At 62.0% G+C, this 12,763-nt stretch carries 9 protein-coding genes; 7 read left to right on the top strand and 2 right to left on the bottom strand.

The features are described 5' to 3' along the window. Positions 1 to 13: 13 nt before the first annotated feature. Positions 14 to 961, bottom strand: a complete 948-nt coding sequence (locus tag X907_RS10010) for a hypothetical protein (protein ID WP_127567584.1) — start codon at positions 959 to 961, stop codon at positions 14 to 16. Positions 962 to 1,239: 278 nt separating this feature from the next. On the opposite strand from X907_RS10010, the gene X907_RS10005 reads away from it, so the two are divergent. The 4 genes from X907_RS10005 (at position 1,240) to X907_RS09990 (ending at position 7,305) form a co-directional block, all read left to right on the top strand. Next, entirely contained in the window at positions 1,240 to 1,875 is a 636-nt protein-coding gene (locus X907_RS10005; protein WP_233352298.1) for a glutathione S-transferase family protein, read from the top strand. Between the two features lie 266 nt (positions 1,876 to 2,141). Beyond that, positions 2,142 to 2,345, top strand: coding sequence for a hypothetical protein (locus tag X907_RS10000; protein ID WP_127567582.1), 204 nt, complete (start codon positions 2,142 to 2,144; stop codon positions 2,343 to 2,345). A 9-nt stretch (positions 2,346 to 2,354) separates the two neighbouring features. Then, positions 2,355 to 4,352 carry a TonB-dependent receptor gene (locus X907_RS09995; RefSeq protein WP_335808404.1) on the top strand — a complete coding sequence of 666 codons (1,998 nt, stop codon included), beginning with the start codon at positions 2,355 to 2,357 and terminating at the stop codon, positions 4,350 to 4,352. 409 nt (positions 4,353 to 4,761) lie between these two features. Continuing rightward, on the top strand, positions 4,762 to 7,305 hold the full coding sequence (locus tag X907_RS09990) for a TonB-dependent receptor (RefSeq protein ID WP_127567578.1): 2,544 nt from the start codon (positions 4,762 to 4,764) through the stop codon (positions 7,303 to 7,305). A gap of 66 nt (positions 7,306 to 7,371) precedes the next feature. On the opposite strand, the gene X907_RS09985 is transcribed toward X907_RS09990, so the two are convergent. Further along, on the bottom strand, positions 7,372 to 8,784 hold the full coding sequence (locus tag X907_RS09985) for a helix-turn-helix domain-containing protein (protein ID WP_233352296.1): 1,413 nt from the start codon (positions 8,782 to 8,784) through the stop codon (positions 7,372 to 7,374). 151 nt (positions 8,785 to 8,935) lie between these two features. Between X907_RS09985 and aceA the strand changes: the two genes are divergently transcribed. The 3 genes from aceA (at position 8,936) to aceB (ending at position 12,733) form a co-directional block, all read left to right on the top strand. Beyond that, complete coding sequence (aceA, locus tag X907_RS09980; RefSeq protein ID WP_127567574.1) at positions 8,936 to 10,231, top strand: isocitrate lyase; 1,296 nt, start codon at positions 8,936 to 8,938, stop codon at positions 10,229 to 10,231. Positions 10,232 to 10,432: 201 nt separating this feature from the next. Then, a complete protein-coding gene (gene rraA, locus X907_RS09975; RefSeq protein WP_127567572.1) occupies positions 10,433 to 10,912 on the top strand; it encodes a ribonuclease E activity regulator RraA in 480 nt (159 codons plus the stop codon). 213 nt (positions 10,913 to 11,125) lie between these two features. Continuing rightward, positions 11,126 to 12,733, top strand: coding sequence for a malate synthase A (aceB, locus tag X907_RS09970; protein ID WP_127567570.1), 1,608 nt, complete (start codon positions 11,126 to 11,128; stop codon positions 12,731 to 12,733). The last annotated feature ends 30 nt before the right edge of the window (positions 12,734 to 12,763 follow it).

Raw genomic sequence — 12,763 nt, 5'->3', positions numbered from 1 at the left:
GGCCAATCGGATACTAGCCCGGAAAGGGCGGCTTGTCGTCGCGCGAGCGGGGCTCGCTGCCATGACGGGCGGCGTCATCCTGAAAATCGGCAGCCTCGCGGTGGCGGTTGAGCGCGCGCTGGGTCTGCTCGGCAAAGAAGGCGTCAATATCCAGCTTCAGCCGGACCGCGTCTTCATAGGTGCTGCTGCCGACCGTGTTGCTGGCGCCTTGCGGCTCCTGGCTGCGGTCCAGCGGCACCTGCTTGATGACAGCGGCCAGATGGGCGGCAGAGCGGATGGCGCGGCGCTGTACGGCGCCGTAGCCGATCAGGCGGTCATCAAAGGTCGCGCCCTTGAAGGCGGCAATCGCGGCAAACGTGATGCCCAGGATGAACAGCAGCAGCGCTTCAAGTGTTTCAAACGGCTGGAAGGTGAGCGCGCGGGTGACAGGGGCGAGTATCTCGCCGGTACCGGCCAGCGTGCCCGTTGCCAGAACCGCCTCGTTGATCTCCAGCAGGTCGCGATAGTGCGCGGCCGAGAAGTTCAGGAAGACAACAAAGCTCAGCGCAACAGGAACGCCGATCAGCGCCGCGATGAAGGAGAAGGGCCGGTCCGGATTGGACAGGCTGCGAAGGCCGACAAACCCGATCAGGAAGAAGGCCGCAATGACGTTGGTGAAGGCCACGGTGATGGCCTGAATCCAGCCGCCCAGAAGGCCGAGGTCTGATGCCTTGGAAAAGAAATAGGCGTTGGCCAGGCCTTCAAACAGGATGAGGGCGGCCAGAATGGAGAAGTGCATGATATGACTGTCAGGATACTGCGCCGCGCGCTGCACCCAGCGATGGGGCGGCAGTGCCCCGCCAAACATCCGGCCGCGCGTAGCCCTGAAATCGAGATAGGCGTTGAAATCACCCGCTGCGCGATAGAAGGCGTCGCTCAGCCGGTCGACAATCTGGTGCGTCTTCTGGTCAATACGGCTCATCTGTCTGACGTCTCCCGAAACAGTGGTGTCTGCGGTGCGGTATTCGGGACGCCGGCGTATAATAGTATCTCTCAATTCATACGATGACATGAGGAGGCCCCCCTCCGTTAGTGTTCAACCCGTATTAACCGTAATTATGCTTCGCGTCAGGACTTGGACAGAATAAGGCCATTTTGGACACATCTGGGCAGAATCGGGGCAGGCCTTGTGTCCCAAGCATTGCCCTGACGGTGAACCGGGACGGCACCCCGGCGCGCAACCCGGGCGGAGGCCCCACCATGACAATCATTTTCTACGACTGCGCTACCGCCCCCAGTCCCAGACGTGCGCGCATGATCCTTGCCGAAAAGCGCGTGGAGGTGAGGCGGGTGGAGATTGATCTGCGCAATGGGGAGCAATTTTCCGAACAGTTCCGGGCGGTCAATCCGGCCTGCACCGTGCCGGTGCTGGTGACGCCGGAGGGGGAGGCCTTGTGTGATAATGCGTCCATCGCGCGCTGGCTGGAGGAGGTGTATCCTGACCCGCCGCTGATGGGTACCGGACCGCTGGAGAAGGCGCGGGTGGCCGAATGGCTGTGGCGAGCCGAGTTCGAGGGGCTGATGGCCATCATGGAGGTGTTGCGCAACAGCTCGAGAGCCATGGCGGGACGGGCCTTGCCGGGCCCGCATGCGGTGGAGCAGATACCCGAACTGGCAGAACGCGGCCGGGCCAGGGCGCATCGTTTTCTTGATGTTCTGGACACGCGTCTTGGCGACACGCCGTGGCTTGCGGGGGATATGTTTTCAGTCGCGGACATAGCCGCTTTCGTCTTTGTCGAGTTCGCGGCGTGGGTGAAGATCGCGCCGGCTGGAAATCACGACGCGCTGGCGGGGTGGCTGGAAGCCGTAAGGGCCAGGCCCTCGGCATCGGCCTGATTTGCTGCGCTGGCGCTGTCGCTTCGCATCTGCAAAAAATAGTTTCAGATTCAACAAATAATGATCAGCGAAATTGCGTGTCAGTTTTGCAACATAAAGGCTCTTTTCGGACTATAAGGGGCGGAAACGCCGAATTTCCTGCCTGCTGTTCGGGCGGCCCCGCTTTTACTTGCATGGCGGATCAGCCAATCTCGGAATTACAGTGCTGTATTGCGCTGCAACAATAAATCCGGGGCGGAACTCCCGGAGCGGGAGGAACGAACGCAATGAAAGCTTCTTTGATTCGGATGATGTTGCTGGCGGCGGCTTCGCCTCTGGTGTTCACGGCAGGCGTGCAGGCGCAAAGCGCCACAGAGGCGCTGCGCGAGGTCATCACCATTACCGGCACCAAGCGGCCGGACGGCGTGGCGGTACAGGAAGTGCCGGTTGCCGTTACGGCGTTCAGCGGTGATCAGCTGGCCGCCCTGTAGTATCAGGACATCAGCTCGCTGAGCTATGTCATTCCCAACGTCCAGTTTGAAGATGTCGGGACAAGCCCGAGTATCGCGAACTTTTCCATTCGGGGTCTCGGCATCAACAGCTCGATTCCGGCGATTGACCCGACTGTCGGCTATTTTGTTGACGGCATCTATTACGGCATCAATTCCGGCGTTGTCGTAGACAATTTCGACCTTGAAGCCATCGAAGTCCTGCGCGGACCGCAGGGTGTGCTGTTCGGGCGCAACGTGACGGGCGGCGCCGTCGTGGTGCGCACCACCACCCCGACCGATGAGTTCCGCTTCAATGGGCGCGTCGGCGTTGAGACTGGCCTGCGCTGGGTTGCCTCCGGTGTCATTTCCGGCCCGCTCACCGAGCAAATATCGGCCAAGCTGGCAGTCTATCACAGCGATGATGATGGCTGGTTCACCAACCGCTTTGACAACTCATCGCATGGTGCCAATCAGGTCACGATCATCCGGCCTGCCATCGCCCTCCGGCCCAACGACAATCTGGAGTTCCTGCTGCGCCTTGAATACGGCGAGACCGATGGTGACGGGCCGTCAGGCCAGAACCACGTCAACGGTTCGGGTGTCGGGGGTCTCTTCCAGCGCGGCACGTTCGACTTTGCAATCGACGAGCCGGGCTTTGCCCGTGCTGATTGGCGTCAGGCCATCTTCGAGACCAATATCGGGGTGGATTTCGGCAACGGCACGATCACCAATGTCCTTGGCTGGCGGGACTATGATGGTCAGTCGCTTGGCGATATTGACGCCACGCCGGGCTTCCTCTTCCACGCGCCGTCATCGCTGGCCCAGAATCAGTGGTCCAACGAGCTGCGGTACGCGGGTACGTTCGGCAATGTCGATGTCACGACCGGGCTCTTCTATTTCGACCAGACGATCGAGTATGTTGAGCGGCGCAACCTGCTTGGCGGAGCGCTCATCACTGCGGGTGGCGGCACGATCGACCACTCGACTTGGGGTGTGTTTGCCAATTTCGACATTCACGCCAGCGAGCGTCTGACCTTCAGCATTGGCGGCCGCTACTCGGTTGAAGACAAGGATGCGCGTATCCAGTCGCTGCTGCCGGGCACGCCTTGTGTCGTCGGACAGGGATGTACGGTGGTTGCCGGAAATCCGGGCGCGTTCATTGACTCTGACAGCTGGTCTTCGTTCGCTCCAAGGGTCGGCGTGCAGTTCCGCTATGATGATGTCAGTCAGCTCTATGCCAGCTGGTCGCAAGGCTATCGTTCAGGTGGCTACAATTTCCGCAATACCTCGCCCAACCCGGCGATCACTCCCGGACCGTTTGACCAGGAGCGGATCGATTCCTTCGAGGTGGGCCTGAAAACGGATCTGGCTAACGGCAATATTCGCCTGAATATCGCTGCATTCCATAACAGCATCAATGACATGCAGCGGGAGATCAATGAGTCGGACCCGATGGCCGGGGTTGTCCAGATCATCCGCAACACGGCTGACGCAACAATCCAGGGCTTCGAGGTGGAGGGCCGCTTCTTCCTGGGCGAGAACACGCTGCTGACGGCACAGGTCGGTTATCTGGACGGCAGTTATGACAGCGTCATCTTCGACCTTAACGGTGATGGCGTGATCAATGCTGCAGATCTGGCTCTCGACATTCCGCGGCTTGCGCCATGGACCTACGGGGTCGGGCTGTATCACGATGTCCCGCTGAACCTGTTTGGCGGAACGCTGCTGACCGGCTCGGTCAGCTATAACTATCGCGACGCGAACGCCTATACCGATAGTAATCTTGGCTTCTTTGACTCGGTGGGGATCTGGGATGCCGGATTGTCGCTGTCGTTCAATGAAGGCCGCCATATTCTCGCGCTGTATGGCAAGAACCTCTCCAATGAGGTCACTTACGGCAACGACACCCAGCTGCCCGCAACGCTGGGGCCGTTCCCGCTGGGCGGGACGTTCTCGCCGCTTAACCGCGGCCGGGTCGTCGGGCTGGAGTTCCGCGTCAGAAACTAGTATAGACAGTACTCATAGGCCTGAAGCGGTCATCAGAACCGTCAGGGAGGAGAGAAGGCCGGGGCAATCGCCCCGGCCTTTTTCCATGGTGAAATCGCTCACTCCACAAGGGGCGTGAATGCATCAATGGCCCCTTCGGAGAATTGCTGCAGCTGCGTATAGTATATTTGCGACTGCAGCATAAATGCAGCCAATACATTGCGAGTTTTTGCGCAGTTGCGTGTTCGCAACGCAACACGTCCGACGCGAGTGCAGCAGAAGACCGGGTTTCGCGACGGTTTTCTGAGGATATTGGCCGGTCCCCCCTTCTCTTCTGCGCAAATAAGGATAGTCTGGGTGCAGCGCAGAGAAATGCTGCGTTGCAACAAGAAATGCGGGCCTCCCTGCCCGGCATTCGCGGAGGAAACAAATGAAAATGAAGTTTGTACGCGCGGCGCTTCTCGCCGCAGCTTCACCGATCGTGCTGGCTGGCGGTGCATTCGCCCAGACAGCAGGCGAGCCCGGCGCCCAGCGCCAGCTCGAAGTGATCACGGTAACCGCGCAGCAGCGCGAGCAAAGTCTGCAGGACGTGCCGGTTGCTGTTTCTGCCTTCAACCAGGCACAGCTGGAAAATTCCGGTATCCAGGACATCAAGGATCTGATCGCTCTGGCGCCGGGCCTGATGGTGACGTCCACCCAGTCTGAGACCATCACCACGGCGCGTGTGCGCGGCGTCGGCACGGTGGGTGACAATTTCGGCCTTGAAAGCTCCGTCGGCGTTTACATCGACGGCGTGTTCCGCGCCCGTAACGGCGTGGGCTTTGGCGATCTGGGTGAGCTGGAGCGCATTGAGGTTCTGCGCGGCCCGCAAGGCACGCTGTTTGGCAAGAACACTTCGGCCGGCGTTCTGAACATCATGACGCAGCAGCCCGAGTTCGAGTTTGGCGGCCAGGCAGAGCTTCAGGTCGGCAATTATGATCTTCGCCGCCTGTCCGGCTCCATCACGGGCCCGATTGTTGAAGACCAGCTGGCGTTCCGCCTGTTTGCTGTCACCAATCAGCGCGATGGCTTCACCACCATGAACTTGCGTGACGGCGGCACGATGACCGTCACCGATTCTGAAAATCAGGATTATTACTCGATCCGCGGCCAGCTTCTGTGGACGCCGAGCGCGACCGTCACCGGCCGCATCATTGCCGACTTCTCCGACCGCAGCGAATTCTGCTGCTCGGCCGTGCAGTGGGACTATGATCCGACCATCGTCGGCATTGTCGGCTCGCTGGGCGGTCAGGTCCTGAGCCCGGCCGATCCGTCTGCCCGTCAGGCCTTCGCCAACACGCCCTACCAGCAGGACGTGACGGACTGGGGCCTTTCGGCTGAGTTCGATGTGGATTTTGACGGTGCGACTCTCACCTCCATCACGGCGTTCCGCCACTGGGAGAATGAGCGCACCCAGGATGTCGACTATTCCAGCCTGGACATAGCCAACCGTCTGGATGGCAATTTCACTGACCTTGACCGTTTCAGCCAGGAATTCCGCCTGCAGGGCGTACGCGGCAATCTCGACTGGCTCGTCGGCGGTTTCTACTCGCGTGAAGAGCTTGAACTGGGCGATTCCATTCGTTTTGGCGCGGACTGGGAGCCCTTCCTGGGCATCCTGCTGGCGGGCAACGTCGCGGGCGTCAGCCAGACCATCTCCAACCTGACGGGTGGTGCGGTGAATATCCCTGTCGGCCAGGCGATCGTCGCTGGCACCGGCGTGAATCAGGATATCTACAACCAGACCGCCACAAGCTGGGCGGCTTTCACCCACAACACCTACGCCTTCACGGACCGTTTCTCGGTGACGGCGGGCCTGCGCTATACGCGTGAGGAGAAAGACCTGACGGCGAGCTTCTCCACCAACTCCCCGGCGGCCTGCGCCGCGCTGGAAGGCGCGTTCGGGTTTGATCCCATTGCCGGGTTCCAGCAGTCTGCCGCGCCAGCCGTTCAGGCAGGTCTTCTGACCATGAACGACGTCATTCTTGGCTCGGTTGCGATTGGCAATATGTGTCTGCCTTATGCCCGCTCCGGCCTGGACGCGAACGGCTATGACCAGTCGCGCACGGACGAGGAAGTGTCGGGCACGCTGCGCGCGCAGTATGACCTGACCGATGACGTGATGATCTATGGCGGCTACTCGCGTGGCTTCAAGGCTGGCGGCTTCAACCTCGACCGCCAGTTCAACGGGCCATTTGATGCGACCGGTTACACGAACGTGGACACCTCGTTCGCGCCCGAAACCATCTCCGCCTGGGAAGCCGGTTTCAAGTCGACCCTGTTCGGCAACGTTCTGCAGCTCAATGGTAACCTGTTCTACCAGGACATTGAGGACTTCCAGCTGAACACCTTCAACGGCACCGCCTTCGTGGTGGAGTCGGTGGATGAGGCCCGCTCCTACGGCGCCGAGTTCGACTTCCTCTGGCTCACCCCGGTCGACGGGCTCGATATCTCGGGCGGCTATGCCTACGTCAACACGCTCTATGAGACGGTGGATACCGGCGATGGTCTGATCGACGCGCTGGAGGGTGAGAGCTTCTCGCTGTCACCGGAGCACTTCTTCAATCTCGCGGTGAACTACGAAGCGTCTCTGGGCAATAATCTCATCACCCGTATGGGCCTCGATAGCCGCTACGTGTCTGGCTACAATACCGGCTCTGACAACGACCCGGAGAAGTTCCAGGACGCGTTCACGCTGATTAATGCCCGTATCGGCATCGGCTCGAACGACGAACGCTGGTTCCTCGAACTGTGGGGCCGCAACCTCACCGACGAGACCTACGCTCAGGTCGCGATTGACGCCTTCGCGCAAGGCCGCCGTGGTCAGGCCGGCTTTGATGCTGGTGAGTGGACCCAGCCGCGCAACACGGCCAGCTATGCTGCCTTCCTGGGTGCTCCGCGCACCTACGGCATCACGCTGCGCACGCGCTTCTAGGTTTCGCAAGAAACCTTGAAACGGGAAGGGCCGGAGCATCGCTCCGGCCCTTTTTGTTTGCCGCCTCTAGTTAAAGGCAAACGGCGCCACTGGCCTTGTGTGCGGCTCTATCTTCAGATTGCGCTGCAAGGGCGGGAAGGCGCGCTGGGCGCACATCTCGCGCTCGCACAGCCGGCAGGTCAGGCCGATGCCGATGGGCGCACCCGATGAGGGTTTTAGTGCCAGCCGGTCTGCATGCTTTGCCTCGCATCCCAGCACAACGGCCTGCAGCGCCGCGCCGCCGCCGGGCAGGGGGCGGGTCACGGCACGTGTAACGGATACGTACTGAGTGCCATCGGTCAGCTCGACGGTATGGGTGTGGCTGCGCTCAGGCATGCGGAAAGCGTCGTGTACCGGCCAGCGCGGGCATCCCCCGCCAGAGCGCGCAAACGGGATCACCCCGCCACCGAAGCGCTTGGTCACATTGCCCGCCTGATCGATGCGCATGAGGAAGAAGGGCACGCCGCGCCGGGAAGGGCGGTTCAGCGTGGTCAGCCGGTGGGCGGCCTGCTCATAGCTGATGCCAAAGCGGTAGCTCAGCGCTTCGGCATCATAGCCTGTGCCTTCAGCGGCCTGGTGGAAGCTGTCATAGGGCATGAGAAGGGCGGCGGCGGTATATCCGGCCAGATTGGCCCGCAACAGGCGCGCGGTGACAGGATCTGGCAGGGCCGCGCGCGCTGTCACCGCGTCCAGCACATCAGCGCAGTCGAGCAGCACCATGGTCAGCGCAGTCTGAAAGTCCTTTCCGGCAGGCGACAGGAGTTCGGACAGCAGAAGCTTGCGTGCATGAAAGTCGAAACGGCGCAGCGTGCCGGCCATTACGCTGTCATCATAGACGCGCACCGCCGCCCCGTGCTGGCGGCGCAGATAATCATGCATGCCTTGTGTCCGGCCGAGATCGTCAAGACGGGCGGCCTCGCGCAGGGCATCGGCGGCATCTTCCAGCTGGGGAAAATGGTTTTGCGCATTGTCCAGCGCATCGCGTACCGTTTCCAGTGGCAGGAGCGAGCCCGTGGGGGCTGAAGGCCCGTCCGCCAGGCGCGAGGCCAGCTCAGCCGCATTGCCTTGTGCCTCCCGATAGGCCTGGAACAGGCGCGCCATGGCCTCGGCCGCGCGCGGATGGGCGTCGGCCAGCTCTCTTATGTCGCGCTGGTCCAGCTCCGCGCCCTTCAGAACCGGATCGCCCAGCGCCTCTGTCAGATCGCTGACCGTCTGCCGGTCGGACTCGGCGGCAAAGGCGCGCACATCCACATCATGGCTTTCGGCCAGCGCCAGCAGCACGCGCGCCGTCACCGGGCGCTGATTGCGTTCCAGCAAGGTCAGATAGCTTGCCGATATGCCGACGGTTTCGGCGAACTCGGCCTGTGACAGGCCCAGCTCACGGCGCAGCCTGCGCAAGCGCGCGCCCGCATACAGTTTTTCCTGCTGGCCAGCGTCCATCAGCGTCAGCTCCATGTATGAATAATTACAACCACACAAATTGATTTGCATCAATATGCGACACGCATTCCGCTTTTATATGCGGTCATATGTGCCGTTCGCGCCCGCTGGGTGTATGAAACCTACAAGTTTTAGCTTGAGGAGGTCTGCCATGACCACATTTTACGATCTCGTCCCCGCCGCCGCACCGGGCCGTTTTGACGGCATTGAGCGCAATTACACCGCTGAAGAGGTGATCAAGCTGCGCGGTTCCGTGCAGATCAGCCATACGCTCGCCGAGCGCGGCGCGGCCCGCCTCTGGCAGCTGCTCAACAGCGAGCCTTACATCAATGCGCTGGGCGCCCTGTCGGGCAATCAGGCCATGCAGATGGTGCGTGCTGGCCTGAAAGCCATCTACCTCTCCGGCTGGCAGGTTGCCGCCGACGCCAACACCGCAGGCGCGATGTATCCCGACCAGTCGCTCTATCCGGCCAATTCCGCGCCGGAGCTCGCCCGCAAGATCAACCGCACGCTCCAGCGCGCCGACCAGATCGAAGTGGCCGAGACCGGCAAGGCGAGCCGTGACTGGTTTGCCCCCATCGTGGCCGATGCCGAAGCCGGCTTTGGCGGCACGCTGAACTGCTTTGAGATCATGAAGGCCTTCATCGAGGCGGGCGCTGCTGGCGTCCACTTTGAAGACCAGGTGGCAGCCGAGAAGAAGTGCGGGCATCTGGGCGGCAAGGTGCTGATCCCGACCAGCCAGCATGAGCGCAATCTCAATGCCGCGCGTCTGGCCGCTGACATCATGGGCGTGCCGACCATCACCGTCGCGCGCACGGACGCGGAATCAGCCACGCTCATCAACTCCGATATTGACGAGCGCGATCACGAGTTTATCGATTTCGACGCGGGCCGCACGGCCGAAGGCTTCTTCCGCCTGAAAAGCGGCGTTGGCGTGGAGCACTGCATCAAGCGCGGCCTTGCCTACGCGAAAGTGGCTGACCTCCTGTGGTGGGAGACCTCCAAGCCGAATCTGGAAGAGGCCAAGCGCTTTGCCGAAGCCATCCAGAAAGCCTATCCGGGCAAGATGATGGCCTATAACTGCTCGCCTTCCTTCAACTGGGAAGCCAATCTGGACAAGGCCACCATCGAGACCTACCAGCGCGAGCTGGGCGCGATGGGCTACAAGTTCCAGTTCGTCACGCTGGCTGGCTTCCACCAGCTCAATTACGGCATGTTCGAGCTGGCGCGCGGCTATCGCGACCGGGGCATGGGCGCCTATTCAGAGCTGCAACAGGCCGAGTTCGGGGCCGAGAAGGATGGCTACACCGCCACGCGCCACCAGCGCGAAGTGGGTACCGGCTATTTCGACAAGGTGAACCTCACCCTGTCGGGCGGCAATGCCTCCACGACCGCCATGGGCGAAAGCACCGAAACCGCCCAGTTCAAGGCGAGCGCGGCGGAGTAATTCGCACCTCTTATGCGTCATTCCGGGCGAAGCGCAGCGTAGACCCGGAACCCAGCGTTTTTGATGATCTCTGGGTTCCGGATAAGCGCTGACGCGCTTTCCGGAATGACGCTGAGAGTTGTGTCTGGAAGGACGGGGGAATGCTTGATGCGCCCCTCATCCATCGGACACGTGGTGCTCGAAGGACGAGGGACAAAACCCATGCCCCACACCGCAGACCTCTGCGACACCTACCCGGACAAGGTGCGCGTGCTGGCGCCGCTCTTCACCCATTATGGCGGGCGGCAGGTGTTTCATGGCCCTATCGAGACCATTCTGGCCTATGAAGATAATTCGCGGGTGCGCGAAGCTCTGTCGGAGCCGGGCGAGGGCCGGGTGCTGGTCATCGATGGCGGGGCGAGCCTTCGCCGGTCCATGGTCGGCGGAGACCTTGCAAAGCTTGCGGCGGCCAATGGCTGGGCCGGCATTCTGGTCCATGGCGCGGCGCGCGATGCGCACGAGCTGGAGGCCGAACAGCTGGGCGTGCTGGCCCTCGGCCTCATCCCGCGTAAAACCGACAAGCGAAGCCTCGGCACGCGCGGCATCTCTGTCAGCTTTGCTGGCGTGACCTTCGCACCCGGAGACTGGCTTTATGCTGACCGCGACGGGGTTGTGGTATCGGCGGGGAAGTTGGAAATCTGATCTGGGACCCGGCTTCCCGGGCCGCGAAGCGGCCCGCAAGCGCGATCCCCGATCAAGCCGGGGACGGGCCTTGCGCCCGAGGCACCTCACCCTGAGGAGCCGCCGCAGGCGGCGTCTCGAAGGGGCGAGGAGCGACGCACGGATGTGCGGAGCATCACTAAAAAGACTGGATCCCGGCTTGCGCCGGGAAAACGCGTAAAAAAGGACATTCACATGACCGGACAAGCCATCTCCACGCCCGCAGGCGTCACCATCAAGGGCGCGATGCGTCCCGGCTACGAGACGATCCTCACGGGCGAAGCGTTGTCCCTGCTGGCAGACATCCACCGGCGGTTCGATGCGCGCCGCAAGGCGCTGATGGCGGCGCGGGCCGAGCGTCAGAAACGGCTGGATTCCGGTGCTGAAACGCTTGGCTTCCGCGCCGATACCGCCGCGATCCGGGCGGGCGAATGGACCGTCCCTGCCGCGCCTGCTGACCTCGCTGACCGCCGTGTGGAGATTACCGGCCCGGTCGACCGCAAGATGATCATCAACGCGCTTAACTGCGGCGCGAAATGCTTCATGGCGGACTTTGAGGACGCTTCCACCCCGTCATGGACCAACATGATGGAGGGGCAGGTCAATTTGCGCGACGCCGTCCACAAGAAGATTGATTACACCGATCCCGATAGCGGCAAATCCTATGCGCTGAACAAGGATCATGCGGTCCTGATCGTGCGGGCGCGGGGGCTGCATCTGGATGAAGCCCATATCGAGATTGATGGCGCGCCCATGAGCGGCGGCTTTGCCGATTTCGCGCTTTACCTCCTGCACAACCATGCCCAGCTGAAAAAGAACGGCACGGGGCCTTACTTTTACCTGCCCAAGCTGGAGACGATGGAGGAAGCCCAGCTCTGGTCGCTCGTCATCCGCCATTGCGAGAGCGTGCTGGGCCTGCCCGCAGGGACCGTGCGCGTCACCATTCTGATCGAGACGATCACGGCGACGTTCGAGCTCGATGAAATCCTTTACGTCCTGCGCGAGAACATCACCGCGCTCAATGCCGGGCGCTGGGACTATATCTTCAGCTATATCAAGCGCCAGAAGACCAATCCGGCAGCCATCCTGCCCGACCGGGGCCAGGTGACGATGACGGTGCCCTTCATGGCCGCCTACGCCAAGCGCCTGATCGCCGTCTGTCACCGGCGCGGCGCGCACGCCATGGGCGGGATGAGCGCCTTCATCCCCGTCAAGGGCGATGATGCGGCCAATGAAGCCGCCATCGCCAAGGTGAAGGCCGACAAGACGCGCGAAGCGAGCATCGGCCATGACGGCGCATGGGTCGCCCACCCGGCTCTGGTGCCCGTGGCGATGGAGGCGTTCGACGCCGTGATGACCGGCCCGAACCAGCTCTCCAAAATCCCGGACGTGACCGAAGATGCCGCCGCGCTGCTGACCGCGCCTGAAGGCACGATCACGCATGCGGGTGTGCTGGGCAATGCCGATGTCGCAATCCGCTATATCGCCTCCTGGCTGCAGGGGCGGGGCGCAGCGCCGATCCATAATCTGATGGAAGATGCGGCAACCGCCGAGATCAGCCGCGCCCAGCTCTGGCAATGGCGCACGCACGGCGCGAAGACGGCGGAAGGACGCGTGGTCGATGCCGCTTACGTGAAAGAAGTGATTGCCGGGGCGGCCAAGGCCATCCGCGCGGAAATCGGCGATAATGCGTGGGGTGAGGGCCGGTTTGGCGAGGCTGAGGACATTCTCACCTCGCTGGCGCTCGACGAGGCGTTCGAGGAATTCCTCACCCTGCCTGCCTATGAGAAGATCAGGGAGTAGCGGGCTTTCAGTTCCGCTTTCCCCCTAAAA

This window comes from Glycocaulis alkaliphilus, assembly GCF_004000605.1.
GTDB classification, from domain to species: Bacteria; Pseudomonadota; Alphaproteobacteria; order Caulobacterales; family Maricaulaceae; genus Glycocaulis; species Glycocaulis alkaliphilus.
This window is presented reverse-complemented; position numbering and strand designations above follow the sequence as displayed.